The organism is Amylibacter sp. IMCC11727, assembly GCF_029854195.1.
Classification (GTDB): Bacteria; Pseudomonadota; Alphaproteobacteria; order Rhodobacterales; family Rhodobacteraceae; genus Amylibacter.
In genome coordinates, this window is record NZ_CP122960.1 from 2,611,513 (window position 1) to 2,632,058 (window position 20,546).

Here is a 20,546-nt window from a genome sequence, read left to right on the forward strand (position 1 = left end):
CACAATCCTTTGAAACCTGCCCCTGCTTTGTGCATTTCAAGGTAAAGTGCAAGAGACCCACCCAATTCCTTGTGACGTTAAGTCCAATTCAAATTTCGACCTACCCCTTGCACCCTACCGCGATATATTCCACTAAGCACTGCACGCCTTTTAACGGGCTCATTTTTTACGATCACGCGGGACGAAGACTATGGCTGACGGCAACTTGGATATGATGGCTGAACCAACAGAAGAAATTTCTGTTCGCGATGTGTTTGGCATTGATACGGACATGAAAGTCAAAGGGTTCAAACAGAACTCTGACCGTGTACCAGAAGTCGACAGCACCTATAAATTCGACCCAGACACCACAATGGCGATTTTGGCGGGCTTTTCACACAACCGCCGTGTGATGATCCAAGGCTATCACGGCACAGGGAAATCCACCCACATCGAACAGGTGGCCTCCCGCCTCAACTGGCCAGCCGTGCGCGTGAATCTGGACAGCCACATTTCTCGTATTGATCTGATCGGTAAAGACGCCATCAAACTGAAAGACGGCAAACAAGTCACCGAATTCCACGAAGGCATCCTGCCATGGGCGCTGCGCAACCCCGTTGCCATCGTGTTTGATGAATACGACGCGGGCCGCGCAGACGTTATGTTCGTGATCCAGCGCGTTCTGGAAAAAGACGGCAAACTGACATTGCTCGACCAAAACGAAATCATCACCCCGAACCCCTACTTCCGCTTGTTCGCCACAGCGAACACTGTTGGTTTGGGCGACACAACGGGCCTCTACCACGGCACCCAACAAATCAACCAAGGCCAGATGGACCGTTGGTCACTTGTCGCGACCCTGAACTATCTGTCCCACGACGCAGAAGCGGCAATCATCCTGTCGAAAAACCCGACCTACAACACCGAACAAGGCCGCAAAGACATCAGCCAAATGGTCACCGTCGCCGACCTGTCGCGCACATCCTTCATGAACGGCGATATCTCCACCGTGATGTCCCCACGCACCGTGCTGGCATGGGCCGAAAACGCCCGCATCTTCGGCGACATCGGCTTCGCCTTCCGCCTTACTTTCCTCAACAAATGCGACGAGCTGGAACGCCAGACAGTGGCTGAATTCTACCAACGCTGTTTCGACGAAGAACTGCCAGAAAGCGCGGCGAGTGTGAGCTTGGGGTAACCCTGAAAGGCACAGTATGACTTACAGATCGTGGCACAAAAACAGCATGGCACTTGCCACCGCTTGCGCCACGCTTTGGGCTATACCTGCCGTCGCTGACGTGTCCTCCACATGGTCCACGCGCCAACCCGTATCCCTTGGCTCCCAAACATACCTTGTTGCCGTTGACCCCGCCAAAACCTACGCCCTCGTTGGCCCGTCTAAACGCTCCACCAAGATGACCGTGAAAACCGTAGAACGCGCCGCCAAAGCCGCCACAGGTTGCAACACCGCCGTGGAACGGGTCGTCTCCATGTGGACAGGCGGCCGCGATGACGAAGCGATCCCGATGAGCAACCTCAAAGATATCCCCGCCGTGCGCGTCGATCTGAAATGCTAGGTCAGTAAAATGAACAAACCAAACGACAACCCCGCTGATCCGTTCAAAAAGGCACTGGCCGAGGCGACCAAAGCCATGGCGAATGAGCCAGAGCTGAACGTGTCTTACACCGTCGATCCCGCTGGCATGTCCAACGATGCGATGCGCCTGCCGCAGGTCACCCGCCGCATGACCCGTGACGAGGTTCTGCTGGCCCGTGGCACCGCCGACGCCTACGCCATGCGGATGCGGTTCCACAACGAGGCAACACACAACCGCTACGCGCCACAAGGCGAAATGGCCCGCTCCTTGTACGAAGCCATGGAAACCGCCCGCTGCGAGGCCATGGGCGCACGCGCCATGCCCGGCACCGCAAGCAACATCGACGCAAAGATCAGCAACGAAGCCGCTAAAATGGGCTTTGCGCAAATCCAAGACGCCGCGAGCGCACCGCTCGCCACCGCTGCGGGCTACCTCGTGCGCCATCTGGCCACGGGCCGCGATCTGCCCCCTGCTGCCGCTCATGTGATGGAGCTCTGGCGCGGGTTCATTGAATCCCAAGCCGAAGGCACGCTTGAAAACCTGCAAGACGTGCTCGACGATCAAGTCGCCTTCTCCAAATTCGCCCGCCAAATGATCGATGATCTCGGGTATGGTGAACAGCTCGGCGATGACCTAGACGAGGAAAACCCCGACCGTCAGGAAGAGGCCGAAGAAGACAACCAAGAGGAAGAAACGCCCGACACCGATTCAGGCGATCAATCCGACGATCAGGACGAAACCGAAGCCTCCGACGATCAGCAAGCCTCGGACGAGCAACAACAAGCGCAAACCTCCATGGAAGAGCGCGACGATATGGACAATGCAGAGGAAATGGAGGCCCCAGACGGACAGCCCCCCATGGACCCTCCGCCCCCCGCACCCCATTCGGATGCAGACCCAAATTACAAAGTCTACTCCACCGAATTTGACGAAGAAGTCCTCGCCGAAGAACTGGCCGAACCTGCCGAGCTGGAACGCCTGCGCGCCTACCTTGATCAGCAGCTTGATCCGCTCAAAGGCGCAGTATCCCGCTTGGCCAACAAACTGCAACGTCGCCTTCAGGCGCAACAAAACCGGTCTTGGGCGTTCGACATGGAAGAGGGCATCCTTGATGCAGGCCGCCTTGCGCGTGTGATTTCCAACCCAACGACCCCCCTGTCTTTCAAAGTCGAAAACGACACAGAGTTCAAAGACACAGTGGTCACGCTCCTGCTCGATAACTCAGGTTCCATGCGCGGCCGCCCGATTTCCATCGCTGCCATCTGCGCCGATGTCCTCGCCCGCACGCTGGAACGCTGCCAAGTGAAATGCGAAATCCTCGGCTTTACCACCCGTGCGTGGAAAGGCGGACAATCCCGCGAAAACTGGCTCAAGGCAGGGCGCGAACAAACGCCAGGGCGCCTCAACGACCTGCGCCACATCATCTACAAAGGGGCCGATGCTCCATGGCGGCGTACGCGCCCCAACCTCGGTTTGATGATGAAAGAGGGCCTGCTCAAGGAAAACATTGACGGCGAGGCGCTCGAATGGGCGCACAAACGCATGGTAGCTCGCCCAGAACAACGCCGCATCCTGATGGTGATTTCCGATGGTGCGCCGGTGGATGATTCCACTCTGTCGGTAAACTCCGCCAGCTATCTTGAAAAGCACCTGCGCGACGTGATCGCCATGATCGAAAACCGCAAACAGGTGGAACTGATCGCCATCGGCATCGGCCACGATGTAACCCGCTACTACGAACGCGCGGTCACCATCACAGACGCCGAACAATTGGCAGGCGCGATCACCGAACAACTGGCGGGTCTGTTTGATCCAAACCACAAGCAAGGGCCAAAAATGGTGCTGCGCAAAACGGGGTAACACATGTTCCAAACCTTTGACGCCACCACCACGCCTGAAACGGGCGGCCCCCGATTGGCCGCTCTGCGCTCCGCCATGCAAGCCGAAGGCCTCGACGGTTTCATCATCCCCCGCGCCGACGCGCACCAAGGGGAGTACGTGGCCGATTGCGACAAACGCCTCGCGTGGCTCACGGGCTTCACAGGCTCTGCAGGCTTCTGCGTCGCCTTAACGGATATCGCAGGCGTATTCATCGACGGGCGCTATACGCTACAAGTCCGCGACCAAGTGGACCTCGATCACTTCACCCCCGTTGATTACCCCAAAAACAATCTTGGCGACTGGCTCGCTTCCACCGCCAAAGACGGCGATGCGATCGGCTTTGATCCTTGGCTCCACACCAAAGGCGAAATCGACGCCGCTGAAAAACATCTTGCGGGAACAGGCATCACGCTCAAACCCTGCGACAATCTGATTGATCGCATCTGGGCCGATCGCCCCGCCGCACCGTCCGATCTGATGGTCCCTTACCCTGTTGATCTGGCGGGAAAATCCAGCGCCGACAAACGCGCGCAAATCGCCAAAGGCCTGCGCAAAGACGGCAACGGTTCTGTTGTTCTCACCCAACCAGACGCCATCGCATGGCTTTTAAACACACGGGGCACCGACCTTGGCCAAACCCCTGTTGCACTGGCCTTCGCCACACTCGACGACACAGGCCACGCCACCCTGTTCATTGATCCCGTTAAGGTAGATGACGCCCTGCGAAGCCACCTCGGCAATGACGTGACCATACAACCCCCTGAACAGCTTGGCCCGACAATCGACGCCCTCAAAGGCCCCGTTTTGGTGGACAAATCCACCGCCCCCGTCTGGCTCGACGCCCGCCTCAAAACCGCAGGAACCGATGTCACTTACGCCGCCGATCCAATCCTTCTCGCAAAAGCCGTGAAAAACGAAACGGAAATCGCAGGAACCGCCGCCGCCCACATCCGCGACGGCGCTGCGGTCTGTGAATTCCTCGCGTGGGTGGCCGCCCAAGGCCCCGCCCCCGACCTCACCGAAATCGACGTGGTTAAAAAACTTGAATCCTTCCGCGTGGCCACAGGGTCGCTGCAAAACATCAGCTTTGACACCATCTGCGGCACAGGTCCTCACGGTGCAATCATGCACTACCGCGTGACGGATGAAACCAACGCAAAAATCGAACCCAACAACCTGCTGCTGGTGGATTCAGGCGCACAATACCTCGACGGCACCACAGATATTACCCGCACCATGGCCATCGGCTCCCCCCCTGCCGAGGCGATCCGCGCCTTCACCCTCGTGCTGCGCGGCATGATCAACGTCTCCATGGCCCGCTTCCCCAAAGGGCTGGCAGGGCGCGATATCGACCCGCTCGCCCGCAATCCCTTGTGGCAAGCAGGGCTCGACTTCGATCACGGCACAGGCCACGGCGTTGGCGTTTATCTATCCGTTCACGAAGGTCCGCAACGCATTTCCCGCGTGTCAGATGTTCCACTGCAATCAGGCATGATCCTGTCCAATGAACCAGGCTACTACAAACCGGGTCACTTTGGCATTCGACTTGAAAACCTGATCGTTGTGGAACCGGCCAGCCCGCTCGAAGGGGCCGATGACCGGGAAATGTTGCAATTCAAAACCCTCACATATGCCCCAATTGATCGGTCCATGATTGATGTTGATCTGCTCACCAAATCAGATCGCGAATGGCTCAACGCCTACCACGCAGAGGTCTATGAAAAGCTGGCGCACGTGTGTTCAGACTCCACAAAAACCTGGCTCAAAGGCGCCTGCGCACCGCTGTGACCCGGCTGTTCTTTGCAAAAATTAGCTAAAACCTTACGGAAATAAACAAACCCTTAACAAAAACGTAAGGCGGCACGTCGCACCGCAATCCCAGATGTGCCCGTGTTTTCAACACGTTGAGAATGTGAAACAAACTCGCAATACATCCCTGTAAAATTGGCGAAATTTCACACTCCAATTTGCAAAGCATTTTCCTAAAACTGGCAGGGCCCCCGCGTTGTTTTAGTCCCGATCCCGCCGCATATAAGGTTCATCGCCTAACAGCGCCCTTCGGGTGATGGGCACAGGCAGACACTGTCAGGCGAAACCGAACTGGGGTGGTTCGTAAAATAACCGCGACACGCGGGGCGAGAGGTGAAATGGATCACGGGAAGGCGAGCCCGATCCAAACCACCACGAAGGGAGGTCCTTGAGCGAGGAACCTCCCTTCTTTAATTCCGCACCCCCCGTCCAATGCCTAAATAAATCCCAACTAAACCCGCAACTTTCTGTTGTGCCATTTCACAAAAACCTGTGATATACTGCGCGAAATCAATCAAATGGAACCATCATGGCTGGCCCAGAAATCACAATTGAACCCGCAAAAGGCACATGGAGCGTTCGCGCCCAAGGAGCCGTTATCGGTGAAACCACGAACGCGCTGATCTTGACCGAAGGCGATTATGAACCCGTCATCTATGTGCCACGCGAAGACCTGCAAATGGTGTTCTTTGACGCTTCCGACAAAACCACCACATGCCCACACAAGGGCGACGCCACCTACTTTCATCTGATCGGCAAAAGCCGCCGTCAGGAAAACGTGGCTTGGTCTTATGAAACGCCCCACAAATCCGTGGCGGCCATCAAAGACCACCTTGCGTTTCACCAAGACGAAGTCACGGTCGAATCCGTTTCCTAATTTCCGCAAACACGCGTTAGGAATGCTGCTCTTGCGCCGTTTCGGCCATGGCTTGGCTATAGGCTCGCAACGCATCCACCTGAAACAACGCACCGACCAAAACGGGCGTGCCCTCTGCTTCCGTCGACGCCACCACAGGCAAAAACGCATGTTTTGATCCATCAAACAGCGGCAACGCCACCTCAAGCGAGCTGGACCGAACCACAAAGGTTTTCGCATCAATCAACGCCTGACAGGCCGCGACATCCGCCATACGCGGATGATCCAAATCCCGCATCAAAGTGCGCACAGGGATCGTGGCCAACAAATACGCCTGTGGCCCCGCCGCCAACCGCACCCCGCGCCGTTCCAACTGTTCCAAAAAGAACGACCGCGCCACAAACTTGCTGGCCAAGGATGTAGACACAGCCACCGCAATCATAACGGCCAGCCCTGCCTGCCAGTCACCCGTCATTTCAAACACAATCAAACTGGTGGAAATCGGTGCCCCCAACACGGCGGCCCCAACCGCCCCCATACCTGCAATCGCATACAGCGTCTGCGTTCCAGACAAATCAGGGGCCAGTCCCGTCGCCACCCAGCCAAACGCCAATCCTGTCAGGGCACCAACCATCAACGCAGGGGAAAACGCGCCGCCCCCCATACGCCCGCCCATGGTGATCGCCACCGCGGCCACTTTCACCACCACAAACGCAACCGCCGTCCAAAATCCAATCTGCCCCGTCAGCGCCAAGGACGTGGTTTCATACCCAACGCCGATAATATGGGGCGCAAAAATCGCAAGCACACCCAGCGCCAAGCCCGCCAAACCAGGGCGCAACCATCCAGGAATGCCAAACTGCGCCTGCCAATGGTCCCCTGTGTCCTCGGCCCAAAAAATCGCCCGCATCATCACCACCGCCACCATCCCACAGGTCAGCCCCAGCAACACAAACGCTGGCAATTCCCAGTAAAATTCCAGCATATGCGCGGGCAGCGTGAACTCGGTAATATCCCCAAACCGAAAACGGCTGATCAAGGCACCTGACACCGCAGCAATCACAATCGGCCCAAAAGAATGCACCGCATAATGGCGCAGGATCACTTCCATCGCGAAAATTGTGCCCGCAATCGGCGCGTTGAAACTCGCCGCAACCGCGCTGGCCACCGCACAGCCCAGCAAATCACGCGCCGTGACCCCATCCGCCTTAATGAACCGTGAAATCTTGGATGAAATCACCGCCGCCAGATGCACCACGGGCCCCTCGCGCCCTGTTGATCCCCCGGATGACAACGTAATCAACGATGCAACGGCCGATGCCAGCCCCGCCTTACCCTCGACCTTACCATTGTGCAATGCGGCCCCTTCAATCACATGGGCCACCGCACGCACGCGTCCATCAGGGGTGTATCGTTGCAGGATAAACCCAACGATCAAACCACCAATCACAGGCACCATCAGCACCCAATACCACGGCAACTGACTGGCCGCCGATGCCAACTGCACATCGTTTTCGCCGTAAATCCATTCCTGCAAACTCGAAATCGCCACCCGAAACCCGAGCGTCGCCCAACCCGCTGCAATCCCGATAATCAGCGCAATCAACCAAAACTGCAGCGTGCCCAATCCGTCACGCCGAATGGCCCGCACGATCTCGCGACTCCACAATCGGGTCTTGCGAAACGGATAATTGCTCACGAACGCCGTCCCCCTTTGGCAGTTTTGCGCTTTCCCCAGCCCCTACATCTTATTAACCTGTGCATCAATCACAGACACCAATACCAGTCGGAGCCAACCTCATGTCCAACAATGCCCAAGCCATTGCAGAACTCAAGTCACTTCTGGGCGACAGGCTGTCCACCGCAGAAAGTGTTTTGAACCTGCACGGGGACAATGAAACCTATTACGACCTGATGCCCCCTGATGCGGTCGCCTTCCCAAACAACACCGCCGAAGTGTCCGAAATCGTTAAAATCTGCCACGCGCACGGCTGCCCCGTCATTCCTTGGGGCGTTGGCACATCACTCGAAGGCCACGCCCTGCCCATCCGTGGCGGCGTAACCATCGACATGATCAACATGAACAAATTGCTGAACGTGGCCGCCGAAGACCTCTATGTGGTGGTGCAACCGGGCATCACGCGCGAAGAGCTGAACACCGAATTGCGCGCCACAGGTCTGTTTTTCCCCGTTGATCCAGGCGCAAACGCCACCATTGGCGGCATGACAGCCACCTCAGCCTCTGGCACCACAACCGTGCGTTATGGCAAAATGAAAGACAACGTCATGGCACTCGAAGTGGTGCTGGCCGATGGCCGCATCATTCGCACAGGATCACGCGCGAAGAAATCTTCCGCAGGCTACGACCTCACCCGCCTGTTTGTCGGGTCAGAGGGCACGCTCGGCATCATCACCGAAATCACCCTCAAACTGCACGGCCAACCCGAAGCCATCTCTGCCGCCGTCTGCGAATTTCCCGACACCGCCAGCGCCGTCAACTCGGTCATCATGGCCGTGCAAATGGGCCTGCCCGTGGCGCGGATGGAATATGTGGACCCTATGTCAATCAAAGCGATTAACGCCTATTCCCACATGTCCATGAAAGAAACCCATCACCTGTTTATGGAATTTCACGGATCAGACGCCAGCGTCGCCGAAACCGCCGACCGCATGAAAGACATTGCCGAAGATATGGGCGGCGGCGGTTTTCAATACGCCACCAAGGCCGAGGATCGCACCAAACTCTGGCACGCCCGCCATAACGCATACTTTGCGATGAAGGCCCAGAAACCAGGAACCGACGGCATTTCCACCGATGTTTGCGTGCCGATTTCCAAACTCGCCCAAGCCATGGATGACACCATCGCCGATGTGGAAGCCCACGGCTGGCAGGCCCCCATCGTGGGCCATGTGGGCGATGGCAACTATCATGTTCTCTTCCTGTTTGATCGCAAGAATGAGTCCGAGTTGAACCTCGCCAAAGAGCTAACCTCGCGGATGAACCTGCGCGCGCTTGAACTCGGTGGCACGGTCACAGGGGAACACGGCATCGGTATTGGCAAAATGAAATACCTTCAGGCAGAACACGGCGAAGCCGTGAATATCATGGCCGATCTGAAACGCACGTTTGATCCAACAGGCATCATGAACCCCGGCAAAATTGTGAACGTGAACTAATGGCCATCCGCCCCCCTGCGCCCAGCGCCTCAATTGCCCTTGAAACGGATTCGAGCGGCAAACTCCACGCCCCGTCTGCGGCGCGAAACGCCAACGATCTTTGCGCCGCCATCGCCAGCATCGCGCCCACCGCAGGGCAAGCGCTCGAATTAGCAAGCGGCACAGGTCAACACATCATCACCTTCGCTGCCGCCATGCCGACCCTCCAGTGGCAGCCGAGCGAATTAGATCCCACACGCCTCACCAGCATCACTGCCTATACAGCAGATAGCGGCCTCACCAACATCGCCGCCCCGATCAGGCTCAACGCCACCCAATCAGGCTGGTCACAAACCCTTGATCCCAAAGACCTGATAACGCTGGCAAACCTCCTCCACCTTATCTCAACACCCGAAGCAGAAACCCTAATAACCGAAGCCGCCAAAACCCTCGCCCCAAACGGAACACTCGCCCTTTACGGTCCGTTCAAACGAAACGGCTGCCTCACCAGCGAGGGCGACAAAACCTTCGATGCAAACCTGCGCCAACACGATCCCGAAACCGGCTACAAAAACGATCAATGGGTTATCTCAACCGCAGCACACGCGGGCCTAACCCATGCCACAACCATCGAAATGCCCGCCAACAACCTCGCCCTGATTTTCCAAAATTCCTGACGCCAAAGCTGGTAGAATTGCGGCAAAGCAACTCATTCAAACAGGCCAAGAAACGCCCCCTCCATCATCGAAAGGTCATATTCTCGCCAATATCCTCAAGCATTACTCTCCAAAATTTTGAGGTATTTTAAATGTTCAAATCGTTTCTCCTGACAGCCGCTATCAGTTCCATCTGCTTGCTCACAGGGCCAGCACAGGCAAAATCCACTTCTGACATCAGCGCAGAAATGAAAGACAAAATCGCTGGGGATCAAGACTTGATCCGAACCTTCACGCGCATCGAAAACCAACTCGCAAAAAACCAGAAAAGCGATGCCCTTCAGCTTCTTATGCGTAATTTGTTCGCAATTTCTCCCATTGGTCGGCTCAGCGCCCAAGACCTTGAACAATACGAATCCATTCAAATCGCGTCACAGCGGTCCCGCTTGATTTCCAGAATACTCGCTTGGGATTTGAATGCTGACGGAACCATCACACAAGCCGAAAGAGAAGCCTTCACAGGTCGTCAAGCCGCTGACTTGGAACTGACGTTTGGTCTGGCGGACACCAATGCCGATGACGCGTTGTCGTTCCCAGAAATCCTCAATTATACAAAAACGAAAATCAAAACTGGGCGCAGAAATGTGAACAACCGCTCTCTGCTTTTGTTTGATCTTGATGAGGACGGCTTCACAACTGCGCCTGAAATCATTGATATCATAAACGCGTTGGAAGACGCTCCGATGAACCTGCGCAAAACCCGGATAAAGCGAAAGATACCAAACGCATTTGGCAAACTTCAAGCCACCTGCACGGCCCCCAAACCTGCTCAAAATGCGCAATTGGTTGTCCTGACAGGCTATGAAGGTGCCGCCCTGTCTACAATCAGCGTTGCAGGCATGAACGATGTAACACATGCGGCCCAGCTCCATATCGAAGCAGGCACAAAACCGATTTATTTGGTTCTTGCCAGCCACACAAAAACCATATGGGAGTTTTCCGGCGCAACAGATCGCATTCAACAATTGGTTGTCCAGAAAAGCCGCGTCCATGAAGGCGGCGGTGCGGGCGTTGTCGGCATCCCCAAAAACCGCATCCATTTTGTCGAACAAAACAGTTGCGTCGATGCTGTTTCGAAAGTCGACGATGGCAAAGGCATTATGGCCTATCAAAAGGCCCAAAGAGAACTATCCCGTGCGCCCGATCAAATGCTTGCATTTTATACGATTAACACGCTGGCCTTACCCTCTGGCAAAGGGGGCAAACAAAGCAGCGGTGGCACAGATATTCTTGTTCTTAACGGCAAACGCTATGAACTCACGCCCGAAGGTCCAAAGTTGCTTGACCAACCAAATGGTCAAGGTCCAACAGGCGGTCCGTTCGGCAGCTCTAACACAATGCAAAATCTCAAACGGTTCCATCCCGCAGGGATCCGCAAATTTGACGTCGACAAAGTGATTTCACCCAAGCCTGCGCAAGCCTACGATGTTCTCCCACAAGAAGCAGGGCTGATGCAGCTCATGGTCGAAGATAAAATCCGGGTCAACGGGCGTGGCTATTACCTGATTGCCAAACCCATCGCCCGATATCCTGCGGGCCTCGCAGGGGGGCACAGCGTTAAATTCTTGCTCGGCGAAGATGTCCCTGTGCCAGCAGGTTCTCCCGGCCATTCCTCGGTGTATTCCATTGGCGAAGGCAAATGTTTAACAAATCGGTGTCGATAAGGTCTAGGGCCTTTGGACCGATCCGATCAAACCAAACACCCCGTCAAACGCCCCATCCGCCAACGCTTTACACAACACCCGTTCAGGGTTGGTTGGTGGGGGAAAGCTGAGCGCATCGGCACGCGTGAACCCGAATTTTCCATAGTAGGGCGCATCCCCCACTAGGATCACACGCGACCAGCCTAAATCCCGCGCAACCTCCAGACTTTGGCGCACCAACACTCCGCCAAGACCTTCCCCTTGATAGGTCGGATGCACCGCCACTGGTCCCAACAACAACGCAGCATCCTGCGCCGTGCCAATCACCACAGGCCAATACCGAATGGCACCCGCCAACACGTGATACTCATCGCGCGCCACCAAACACAGGTCGGCCACAGGATCGACACCCTCGCGCAGCCGATATGACGACAACGCTTCTCGCCCAGGTGCAAAGGCAAGGTCGTACAGATACTCAACCTCGTACCGATCCTCGTCCGATTCTGGCGTCAGGTGAAACATCGCTGCCTTTCGAACCCTACAAACGAACTCTGCGTTTGGGGCAAATCCACTTTCCCTTGCGATATCAGACCGCTACAAACGTGGCAACGCATTCCAAATCAGGAAACCCCCATGTTTTACCGCCCCAATATCGACGATCACGGTCTGCCCCATAACCCGTTCAAAACCATCGTCGCTCCGCGCCCCATCGGCTGGATCAGCACGCTTGATAAAAACGGCAACGCCAATCTCGCGCCTTATTCCTTTTTCAATGGTGTCCAAGATGTCCCGCCCATGGTGATGTATTCCACCACAGGGCGCAAAATCGGTCTGGACGAGGAAAAAGACAGCCTTGAAAACATCCGCGCCACGGGGGAATTCTGCGTGTCCATCGTGTCATCGGATTTGCAGGACGCCATGAATATTTCTTCCGCCCACGCCCCCCACGGCGATGATGAATACGCCCATGCCGGCTTGACCAAAGGCACTTCATCCGTAATCAAAGCACCCTTTGTGGCCGAAGCCCCTGTTTCAATGGAATGCAAGCTGTTCCAAGAAATCGCATTGCCAGGTCATGCCTTTATGATCATTGGCGAAGTCGTTGGCATTCACATCCAAGATCAGCACATCAAAGACGGCTTGCTCGATATCACCTCTTATAAACCGCTGGCCCGATTGGGGTATCGCGATTACGCTGCGGTGACAGAAACCTTTTCACTGAACCGACCCGGCCAAACCTAAGGACACCCCATGACAACAGTACTCGGCATCATCGGCGGCTCTGGTGTTTACGACATCGACGGCCTTGAAAACCCGCAATGGATCACCGTCGAAAGCCCCTTTGGCAATCCCTCCGACGACCTGCTGGTCGGCACGCTCGACGGTGTAAAAATGGTCTTTCTGCCCCGCCACGGGCGCGGTCACGTGCAAACACCATCCACCATCAACTACCGCGCCAACATTGACGCATTGAAACGCGCAGGCGTGACCGATGTGATTTCCGTGTCTGCCTGCGGCTCTTTTCGCGATGAAATGGCACCCGGCGATTTTGTGATCGTCGATCAATTCATCGACCGCACCTTTGCCCGCGAAAAATCCTTCTTTGGTCCAGGCTGTGTGGCCCATGTCTCCGTGGCCCATCCCACCTGCCCGCGCCTTGGCGCGGCTTGCTTTGACGCAGCCAAGGCCGAAGGCATCACCGTCCACAACGGCGGCACATACCTCGCCATGGAAGGCCCGCAATTTTCCACCCTCGCAGAATCCAAAATGTACCGCGAGGTCTGGGGCTGTGATGTGATCGGCATGACCAACATGCCCGAAGCCAAACTCGCCCGCGAAGCAGAGCTGTGCTACGCCTCTGTGGCCATGATCACCGATTACGACAGCTGGCACCCCGACCACGGCGAAGTGGACGTGACCAAAATCATCGAAACCCTGATGAGCAATTCCGCCAAAGCAAAGGGACTAGTGGCCCGCCTGCCAAACATCCTCGGCGCACCACGTGAAGACTGTCCACATGGCTGTGATAAGGCGCTGGAATTTGCCATCCTTACGCAACCAGACGCCCGCGATCCAAAACTTGTGGCCAAACTCGACGCCGTGGCAGGCCGCGTGCTTTGATGTTTGTTCGCGCGGTTGCACTTTTACTGGCAGTGACGCTCATGGCCTGTTCGGGGCCAGAGCGGATCGACTTTGTGCCAACAGACAGTGCAAACACCACAACACGTGAAATCTTTGTGGCCACCACACGCCAAGCAGATGGGCCTACGGATTTCTCTGCAAAACGCACATCACGCCTGAACTATGCGCGGTATGACATCTCGATCCCGCCAATCCACGTGGAAGGCAAAATCGAATGGCCTGGAAGAAACCCAAATCCAGCCACGGACTTTGTCACAAAAAACGTCACACCTTACGACTCCGCCTTAACGTTTGGCCGCGCATTAAACGCCAATGCCGCGCGCAACACAGACACGGCGATCATCTATGTTCACGGCTACAACACATCATTTGCCGAAGGCACATATCGCCTCGCGCAGATTTCCCACGACATGCAGGACCGCAATACGGTGATCCACTATTCGTGGCCCGCCACAGAAAATTCGCTCGAATACATCCGTGATCGTGACAGCATTCTATTTGCCCGCGATGGGCTAGAATCCCTGATCAAAACTGTTGCCGATCAAGGGTTTGGCAACATCGTCATTGTCGCCCATTCTGTGGGATCGAGCCTTGTCACAGAAACCTTGCGCCAAATTTCACTGCAATCAAAATCGCGCCTATCCCACCGCATCGGCGGCGTGATCCTGATTGCACCAGATATCGACACGGATCTGTTTGAAACCCAAATCAGCCGCATCGATCCGATGCCAAACCCGTTTGTTGTCTTTGGCAGCGCCGAAGACCCCGCCCTACGCCTATCCGCGTTTCTGTCAGGGCGCGCCAACCGCGTGGGCCAGTTAAAAGACACCGAAACGCTGCGCCGCTATGGCGTGCAGTTTGTGGATGTAACGGACGTGAAAGACGGCGAAAGCGGCCACTCCGTCGCCATCACATCCCCAACGATCCTCTCCATTTTGCGTGAACTGCCCGATCCAAACCGCACAAACGACGTCACCGTCCTGCAAAAACGGATCGACGACGTCAGCCGATGACCCAAAGCACGTCAGATTTGCATCGCACGGTGCTGCTTGGGGCAGATGGATTTATTGGCAGACATCTGGCCTATGGCTTGCGCGATCTTGGACACAATGTTGTCTGTGTCGCCCGCAATCCAACCGCTTTGATGGAAATGGGGTTTGAAACCCTTACCGCAGATTTCTTGGATTCTGCAGTTCAGTCATCCGATTTTTGGAAAGAAAAACTTAAAACCGCGGACCACGTCGTTAATGCCGCAGGGCTGCTCAACGGGTCAGAACGTGCCTTTACTGCAGTCCATGTCACGACCCCACTTGCCGTCTATTCAGCCATGCCCAAAGGCGCCACAGGGGTCCTGATTTCTGCTGTCGGTATCGACGCGGATACGGATTTTTCCAAATACCGCCGTGCGGGAGAAACGACCGCGCTCGCGCATAACGTAACGGCTTTGCGCTGCGGCTTGGTGTTGTCCGACACCTCCTATGGCGGCTCGTCTCTTATTCGTGCCTTGGCGGCATGTCCAATTGCAATGCCCGTTCCATCGGGCGCAGCCCCCCAGTTTAATCCAATCCATGCAACCGACCTTGCAGGGGTCATTGACGCTGTGTTGCGTCATCCCCCGACAAGCAACCCAATTGACGTGGGCGGCCCAGAAACCGTTTCATTGCATACACTGTTGGCGCAATACCGCCGCTGGCTTGGCCTGCCAAAAGCACCAATAATCACCCTCCCTTCCCCTTTAATGTCCCTGTTTGGTTGGATTGGTGATTTCTGCAAAATGGGGCCGGTCTCCCGCACGTCCTTGGCGCAAATCAACGCAGGCGTTGTGGCCGACACCACAGCGATGCACGCCGAAATTGACGCAAGCCCGCGCGGATTCAGCAAGTTCTTAAACGCACGCCCTGTTGGCACATCCGATCTGTGGCATGCACGTCTGTTTCTGATGAAACCCGCCGTGCGTCTGTGCCTTGCTGTGTTATGGCTGATATCGGGCCTCATTGGTCTAATGCTCCCGCCTGACCAATTCCTGCCCCTACTGAACACAGCCATCCCAGACAATGTGCTTGTTGCTATGGCGCGCGCAGGCGGTGTGATCGACCTATTCATCGCTTTGGCCTTGATCCGTGATTGGCAGCCCAAACGCATCACCCAATTGCAATTCGCGATGATTATTGGCTACACAGCCACCTTCAGCCTCTTGAATCCAACCCTCTGGCTGCTCCCGCTTGGCGGGCTGTTGAAAAACATTCCCATCCTTGCGCTGTTGCTGATCCACACCATTTTGCAAAAGGAAAGATGATGGAACTTGATCTCTACCTCATTGCCAAATGGATACACATCCTGTCATCCACGGTTTTGTTTGGCACGGGTATCGGCACAGCATTTCAAATGGTTTGGGCATGGCGCAGCCAAAACCCGCAAACCATCGCCCATGTTTCAGGCGGGGTAGTGATTGCGGATTGGCTGTTCACAACACCCGCAGGCCTTGTCCAACCGCTGTCAGGGCTTGCTCTGATCGCACTTCAAGGGTGGTCTTTGAACGCACCGTGGTTATTGGCAACCTATGCGCTCTATGTGCTCGCCTTCATCTGCTGGGCCCCTGTGGTCCATCTGCAAATCCGCATCCGCAATCTTGCCCGCACCGCCGCGCAAAACAACGCGCCCCTTCCACCTGAAGCACGCCGTGCCTTTCGCCTCTGGTTTGCGCTTGGATGGCCCGCCTTTGCCGCTCTTGTGGCCATCTTCTGGCTTATGATATCGAAACCTGACCTCGGCTTTTGAAAGACATCACAATGACCAAAGACATCACCGATTACATCCGCACGATTCCTGATTTCCCCCACAAGGGTATCATGTTTCGCGATGTGACCACCCTGTTTGGCAATGCCGAAGGGTTCAAACTCGCCGTTTCGCAGATGGTGGAACAATGCAAAGACATGAATATCGACACCATCGCAGGGCTCGAAGCACGAGGCTTTATCATCGGCGGCGCAGTGGCAGAACGGCTCGGAGTTGGGTTTCTGCCTGTGCGCAAGGCGGGCAAATTGCCAGGCAAAACAATATCCGAAGATTATACACTGGAATACGGCACAGCCACGATCGAAGTTCATGACGACGCGATTGAAGCAGGGGCACGCGTTTTGCTGATCGACGATCTGATCGCCACGGGGGGTACGGCAGCCGCAGGGATCAAACTGATCGAACGCTTGGGCGGCGAGGTCATCCATGCGGCCTTTATCATTGACCTGCCAGATTTGGGTGGGGCGCAGGTCATCCGTGATCTGGGTGTTCCTGTCACATCGCTTTGTGCGTTTGAGGGCGATTGATCCACGTTTCGCGGCCATTTATCCAAACGCTCGTACGCGCAATCCACACCCAATTCCTAAACAACCGCTTAACGCCGACACGTCCAAATGGACGTGTCGGCGTTTATGTTTCGTTAACTCTTTGCTGCACCGTGAAAGACACACAAACGCCTTTACCGCGTTAAAATCACATCAGGATTCATAATCCCCATCGGGTCCAGCGCCGTTTTAATCCCACGCATCGCCGCTAATTTCGCTGGATCACCATAGCGCTGCAGATCACCCGCTTTGAACCGTCCAATGCCATGCTCTGCCGAAATTGATCCGTCATAGGCGTGAACCAAATCATGCACCACATCCATTAAATCCCGTTTCAAATGCGCCCAATCCGCCTTTGCGTCGCCTTTGGGCGGGTACACATTGAAATGCAAGTTCCCGTCACCCAGGTGCCCAAAACAGTTCAGCCGCAGGGGGCCAAATGGCGCCAACGCCGTGCGGCCCTCGTCAATGAACGCCGCGATCCGATCTTGCGGGATGGAAATATCATGGCTTGAAATCGCGCCAATCCGTTTGTTCGCTGCAGGAATGCTCTCGCGCACGGTCCAAAACGCATCGCGCTGCGCGGCGGATTGCGCCAGGACCACATCGCAGATCAACCCATCTTCCAGCGCCGCTGCCAAAACTGCGCTCATCCGCGTTTCCATATCCGCATCCACGCCAGACCCAATCTCCGCCAGCACCATCCAGTCTGGGGCGCCCTCAAACGGCGTGCGCACCTCGGGCATGGTTTCATGCAGAAACTCAAACCCGACCCCACTCATCAATTCAAACGCGCTCACCAATCCATCGAGCGCCACTTGCATCCGCGCCAACAGCTTTGCCGCCGCCCGTGGCCCCTCCACAATTGCGAAACAAGTGGTCAACGCTGCAGGTTTCTGCACCAACTTCAACACCGCCGCTGTAATCACCCCAAGCGTGCCTTCAGACCCCACCAACAGATTGCGCAAATCATAGCCTGTGTTGTCCTTGCGCAACCGCTTTAACCCGTGATGGATCGTTCCATCGGGCATCACGGCCTCAACCCCAAGGCACAAATCCCGCGCATTGCCATAGCGCAGCACCTGCACGCCGCCCGCATTCGTCGCCAAATTCCCGCCAATCAAACACGATCCTTCCGATGCCAACGACAATGGAAACATCCGCCCTGCCTGATCCGCCGCATCCTGCACAGCGGCCAATGTCATGCCTGCCTCTACCGTGATCGTATTGCCCACAGGGTCCACATTGCGCACCGCAGACATCCGCTCCAGCGACAAAACCAACGGTGCCGCTACGCCCGTGGCCACTTGTCCCCCAACCAGCCCCGTGCCACCGCCATAAGGTACAACGGCAACCCCATGTTCGCCGCACAGCCGAACCACCGTTGCCACCTCTTGTGTTGAACGCGGACGCGCCAAAACACCACCCTGCCCCTTCACCATCCCACGCGGCTCTTCCAAATACCGCGGCTCAATCGGCCCAGCCACATCGGGAATAGCCTCGTTCAACAGGGCAAGAAACGCATCATCAGCGGGGTTTAGCATCGGCACTCTCCTTGCAAACAGGCTTACCTGCCCCCCCGCGCACTCACAAGCACCGCTATTCGTATTCCGTGTAAAACTGCGGCGGCATCACAATCACCGTTGGGCGGGCGGGCAGGCGATCTTGGCTCAGGATCAGCGTGCTGTCTTCCATACGCACCACATCAAACTCATCGCGCATCCCCGCCAGAAACGCCCCGAGCGTCGTTTCCCCAAACCAGTGCATCGGCAACACCACCGATGATCGAAACCGTTTGAGCGTTTTCACCATGGTCGGATGATCGAGCGTCATGCCCCCATCCACGGCCGCCATCACCACATCCAACCGTCCGATCCGCGCAAACTGCTCGTCACTTGGTTCGTGATGAAGATGGCCCAGATGCCCAATACAGAGCCCCGCCACCTCAAAGATAAAGATCGAGTTTCCATCGGGGATCTGCCCCGTAAACACCCCCCTGATGTCCGTGGTCACATTGCGGATCAGCATTTCGCCTAAGTCCAATTCGTGCTCTGCCACACCGCCTTTGGGGTCCCAGCCCCGCAGGATATGCGGAATGCTTGGGTCAGGGTAATCAGTGTAATGGCTGGAATGCCCACGGTTCATTGTCACGATGTCTGGGGCCTTATCCACCTTGCCGATATACCCATTATAATCCGTGACCGCACGCAATCCTCCAACGGTATCAATCACATACATGGAATGATCTGCATATGTGATCGCCACTTCATCTTTTTTCAAAGACGCATAATGGATTTGTGGCCCCGCATCCGCAAACGCCAAACAATGGCTCGGCATTCGGGTCTGTGCCAGCGTGGGCGTCGCCGTCATGGCAAATAGCACCAGAAAATATCTCAGCATATCACACCTCCCCGAATCCAACTCTGACCTCAGCCTACACCGTTTTCCCAAATCCCTTGATCACAATTGCAAATCCGTGCAACCAACAGGCATGTACATCGAAATCATCAAACGCCCGAACGGCGAAGCCCCCGAATGGGTCCGCGACGCATGGATCGGCTTGCGCTTGCCGCTCTATCACCACCTGCCAGTCACCAGCAAAGTTCAAGGCGTTGTCACAGGATCGCGCACGCGGCTCGGTGCGTTTCTGAAAGGTTTGGTGCAAGAACCCCAAACCATGACAGGCTATTACGTGCATTCAAAAGGCGCGATTGAAATCCTTGCCGCGTTCAACACAGACGCTGCTAAATGGTGGGTCGATAACGCCCCGCACAGCCTCGAAGAGGGTCAGGTTTTGATGTTTGAAACACAGGTCTGCGGCAACGTCATAAACGGCTAACCCGCGTCCGTTTTACCCCGCCGATCACCTCGGATATTGGCATAAAGCACATGTGTCCGCCACCTCCCCGCAATTTGCAGATAGCTTTGTGCCACACCCTCGTACTTAAACCCTGTCTTTTCCAGCAACCCGCGTGACGCCGCATTCTCGGGCAGGGTCGCCGCCTCAACACGGCTCAAATCCAGCTGGTAAAACGCATAATGAACAACGGCCTGAATGGCATCGGTCATATAACCAGACCGCGCAAACTCCGCCCCGATCCAATACCCCAACGTCCCCGCCATCGCAGGACCGCGCCGAATGTTGTCCAACGTAATGGCCCCCAACAGCGCCTGATCTTCGCGCCGAATGATAAACAATGGCACGCCTTTTCCCGCCTCATAGGTTTTACGCGCCCAAAACACGCGGTTGGAAAACGCCCGTTTGGAAAAATGATCAGGGGCCCAAATAGGCTCCCACGGGGCCAGAAAGTCCTCGCCATCTTGGCGCAATTTCACCCAAGATAAATGATCGGCCATCATCGGCATGCGCAAGGTCACATGCTCGGCCTCTATCATCACTTTGGGGCGGCGTTTAAACATGCGCC

The 20,546-nt window shown here is 56.0% G+C and carries 20 protein-coding genes; 15 read left to right on the forward strand and 5 right to left on the reverse strand.

All coding sequences use genetic code 11. The features are described 5' to 3' along the window. Positions 1–190 precede the first annotated feature (190 nt). From cobS to QBD29_RS13245, 5 genes are all read left to right on the forward strand, one after another. Complete coding sequence (cobS, locus tag QBD29_RS13225; RefSeq protein ID WP_280098563.1) at positions 191–1,177, forward strand: cobaltochelatase subunit CobS; 987 nt, start codon at positions 191–193, stop codon at positions 1,175–1,177. Positions 1,178–1,193: 16 nt separating this feature from the next. Beyond that, a complete protein-coding gene (locus QBD29_RS13230; RefSeq protein WP_280098564.1) occupies positions 1,194–1,556 on the forward strand; it encodes a hypothetical protein in 363 nt (120 codons plus the stop codon). A 9-nt stretch (positions 1,557–1,565) separates the two neighbouring features. Continuing rightward, entirely contained in the window at positions 1,566–3,437 is a 1,872-nt protein-coding gene (cobT, locus tag QBD29_RS13235) for a cobaltochelatase subunit CobT (protein ID WP_280098565.1), read from the forward strand. Positions 3,438–3,440: 3 nt separating this feature from the next. Beyond that, positions 3,441–5,246: an aminopeptidase P family protein gene (locus QBD29_RS13240; RefSeq protein WP_280098566.1), complete on the forward strand. Its 1,806-nt coding sequence runs from the start codon at positions 3,441–3,443 to the stop codon at positions 5,244–5,246. Between the two features lie 550 nt (positions 5,247–5,796). Further along, positions 5,797–6,144, forward strand: coding sequence for a DUF427 domain-containing protein (locus QBD29_RS13245; RefSeq protein WP_280098567.1), 348 nt, complete (start codon positions 5,797–5,799; stop codon positions 6,142–6,144). Positions 6,145–6,160: 16 nt separating this feature from the next. Here the strand turns inward: QBD29_RS13245 and QBD29_RS13250 are convergent, their stop codons facing one another. Then, a complete protein-coding gene (locus tag QBD29_RS13250) occupies positions 6,161–7,774 on the reverse strand; it encodes a chloride channel protein (protein WP_280100971.1) in 1,614 nt (537 codons plus the stop codon). A gap of 149 nt (positions 7,775–7,923) precedes the next feature. On the opposite strand from QBD29_RS13250, the gene QBD29_RS13255 reads away from it, so the two are divergent. From QBD29_RS13255 to QBD29_RS13265, 3 genes are all read left to right on the forward strand, one after another. After that, positions 7,924–9,300, forward strand: coding sequence for an FAD-linked oxidase C-terminal domain-containing protein (locus tag QBD29_RS13255; RefSeq protein ID WP_280098568.1), 1,377 nt, complete (start codon positions 7,924–7,926; stop codon positions 9,298–9,300). Then, a complete protein-coding gene (locus tag QBD29_RS13260; RefSeq protein WP_280098569.1) occupies positions 9,300–9,956 on the forward strand; it encodes a DUF938 domain-containing protein in 657 nt (218 codons plus the stop codon). Before QBD29_RS13255 ends, QBD29_RS13260 begins: the two co-directional genes overlap by 1 nt. A 131-nt stretch (positions 9,957–10,087) precedes the next feature. Continuing rightward, positions 10,088–11,659, forward strand: a complete 1,572-nt coding sequence (locus QBD29_RS13265) for a hypothetical protein (protein ID WP_280098570.1) — start codon at positions 10,088–10,090, stop codon at positions 11,657–11,659. 3 nt (positions 11,660–11,662) lie between these two features. Here the strand turns inward: QBD29_RS13265 and QBD29_RS13270 are convergent, their stop codons facing one another. Continuing rightward, the gene (locus tag QBD29_RS13270) at positions 11,663–12,160 is read right to left on the reverse strand and encodes an N-acetyltransferase (protein ID WP_280098571.1); all 498 of its coding nucleotides are present in this window, start codon (positions 12,158–12,160) and stop codon (positions 11,663–11,665) included. 111 nt (positions 12,161–12,271) lie between these two features. Here QBD29_RS13270 and QBD29_RS13275 point away from each other — a divergent pair, with 111 nt between their 5' ends. From QBD29_RS13275 to QBD29_RS13300, 6 genes are read left to right on the forward strand one after another with little or no spacing between them, the layout of a single operon-like run. Further along, entirely contained in the window at positions 12,272–12,880 is a 609-nt protein-coding gene (locus QBD29_RS13275; protein ID WP_280098572.1) for a flavin reductase family protein, read from the forward strand. A gap of 9 nt (positions 12,881–12,889) precedes the next feature. Next, positions 12,890–13,759: an S-methyl-5'-thioadenosine phosphorylase gene (locus QBD29_RS13280; protein ID WP_280098573.1), complete on the forward strand. Its 870-nt coding sequence runs from the start codon at positions 12,890–12,892 to the stop codon at positions 13,757–13,759. Continuing rightward, positions 13,759–14,793 (forward strand): alpha/beta fold hydrolase, encoded by a 1,035-nt coding sequence (locus tag QBD29_RS13285; RefSeq protein ID WP_280100972.1) that lies wholly within the window; start codon positions 13,759–13,761, stop codon positions 14,791–14,793. Before QBD29_RS13280 ends, QBD29_RS13285 begins: the two co-directional genes overlap by 1 nt. Next, the gene (locus QBD29_RS13290) at positions 14,790–16,076 is read left to right on the forward strand and encodes a DoxX-like family protein (RefSeq protein WP_280098574.1); all 1,287 of its coding nucleotides are present in this window, start codon (positions 14,790–14,792) and stop codon (positions 16,074–16,076) included. The genes QBD29_RS13285 and QBD29_RS13290 overlap by 4 nt, the downstream gene beginning before the upstream one ends. Then, a complete protein-coding gene (locus QBD29_RS13295) occupies positions 16,076–16,558 on the forward strand; it encodes a DUF2269 domain-containing protein (protein WP_280098575.1) in 483 nt (160 codons plus the stop codon). The genes QBD29_RS13290 and QBD29_RS13295 overlap by 1 nt, the downstream gene beginning before the upstream one ends. An 11-nt stretch (positions 16,559–16,569) precedes the next feature. Beyond that, the gene (locus QBD29_RS13300; protein WP_280098576.1) at positions 16,570–17,103 is read left to right on the forward strand and encodes an adenine phosphoribosyltransferase; all 534 of its coding nucleotides are present in this window, start codon (positions 16,570–16,572) and stop codon (positions 17,101–17,103) included. Between the two features lie 152 nt (positions 17,104–17,255). Here the strand turns inward: QBD29_RS13300 and QBD29_RS13305 are convergent, their stop codons facing one another. Next, positions 17,256–18,665, reverse strand: a complete 1,410-nt coding sequence (locus tag QBD29_RS13305) for an FAD-binding oxidoreductase (protein WP_280098577.1) — start codon at positions 18,663–18,665, stop codon at positions 17,256–17,258. 55 nt (positions 18,666–18,720) lie between these two features. Further along, positions 18,721–19,521: an MBL fold metallo-hydrolase gene (locus QBD29_RS13310; RefSeq protein ID WP_280098578.1), complete on the reverse strand. Its 801-nt coding sequence runs from the start codon at positions 19,519–19,521 to the stop codon at positions 18,721–18,723. 91 nt (positions 19,522–19,612) lie between these two features. On the opposite strand from QBD29_RS13310, the gene QBD29_RS13315 reads away from it, so the two are divergent. After that, on the forward strand, positions 19,613–19,960 hold the full coding sequence (locus QBD29_RS13315) for a hypothetical protein (RefSeq protein ID WP_280098579.1): 348 nt from the start codon (positions 19,613–19,615) through the stop codon (positions 19,958–19,960). Here QBD29_RS13315 and QBD29_RS13320 read toward each other — a convergent pair. After that, positions 19,957–20,541, reverse strand: a complete 585-nt coding sequence (locus QBD29_RS13320) for a GNAT family protein (RefSeq protein WP_280098580.1) — start codon at positions 20,539–20,541, stop codon at positions 19,957–19,959. The genes QBD29_RS13315 and QBD29_RS13320 overlap by 4 nt on opposite strands. Positions 20,542–20,546: the final 5 nt, after the last annotated feature.

Coding starts and splice junctions, on each gene's coding strand:
- QBD29_RS13300 (WP_280098576.1), top strand. CDS start 16,570: ATGACCAAAGACATCACCGATTACATCCGCACGATTCCTGATTTCCCC.
- cobT (WP_280098565.1), top strand. CDS start 1,566: ATGAACAAACCAAACGACAACCCCGCTGATCCGTTCAAAAAGGCACTG.
- QBD29_RS13265 (WP_280098570.1), top strand. CDS start 10,088: ATGTTCAAATCGTTTCTCCTGACAGCCGCTATCAGTTCCATCTGCTTG.
- QBD29_RS13315 (WP_280098579.1), top strand. CDS start 19,613: ATGTACATCGAAATCATCAAACGCCCGAACGGCGAAGCCCCCGAATGG.
- QBD29_RS13310 (WP_280098578.1), bottom strand. CDS start 19,521: ATGCTGAGATATTTTCTGGTGCTATTTGCCATGACGGCGACGCCCACG.
- QBD29_RS13320 (WP_280098580.1), bottom strand. CDS start 20,541: ATGTTTAAACGCCGCCCCAAAGTGATGATAGAGGCCGAGCATGTGACC.
- QBD29_RS13240 (WP_280098566.1), top strand. CDS start 3,441: ATGTTCCAAACCTTTGACGCCACCACCACGCCTGAAACGGGCGGCCCC.
- QBD29_RS13285 (WP_280100972.1), top strand. CDS start 13,759: ATGTTTGTTCGCGCGGTTGCACTTTTACTGGCAGTGACGCTCATGGCC.
- QBD29_RS13295 (WP_280098575.1), top strand. CDS start 16,076: ATGGAACTTGATCTCTACCTCATTGCCAAATGGATACACATCCTGTCA.
- QBD29_RS13230 (WP_280098564.1), top strand. CDS start 1,194: ATGACTTACAGATCGTGGCACAAAAACAGCATGGCACTTGCCACCGCT.
- QBD29_RS13245 (WP_280098567.1), top strand. CDS start 5,797: ATGGCTGGCCCAGAAATCACAATTGAACCCGCAAAAGGCACATGGAGC.
- cobS (WP_280098563.1), top strand. CDS start 191: ATGGCTGACGGCAACTTGGATATGATGGCTGAACCAACAGAAGAAATT.
- QBD29_RS13290 (WP_280098574.1), top strand. CDS start 14,790: ATGACCCAAAGCACGTCAGATTTGCATCGCACGGTGCTGCTTGGGGCA.
- QBD29_RS13280 (WP_280098573.1), top strand. CDS start 12,890: ATGACAACAGTACTCGGCATCATCGGCGGCTCTGGTGTTTACGACATC.
- QBD29_RS13305 (WP_280098577.1), bottom strand. CDS start 18,665: ATGCTAAACCCCGCTGATGATGCGTTTCTTGCCCTGTTGAACGAGGCT.
- QBD29_RS13275 (WP_280098572.1), top strand. CDS start 12,272: ATGTTTTACCGCCCCAATATCGACGATCACGGTCTGCCCCATAACCCG.
- QBD29_RS13270 (WP_280098571.1), bottom strand. CDS start 12,160: ATGTTTCACCTGACGCCAGAATCGGACGAGGATCGGTACGAGGTTGAG.
- QBD29_RS13255 (WP_280098568.1), top strand. CDS start 7,924: ATGTCCAACAATGCCCAAGCCATTGCAGAACTCAAGTCACTTCTGGGC.
- QBD29_RS13260 (WP_280098569.1), top strand. CDS start 9,300: ATGGCCATCCGCCCCCCTGCGCCCAGCGCCTCAATTGCCCTTGAAACG.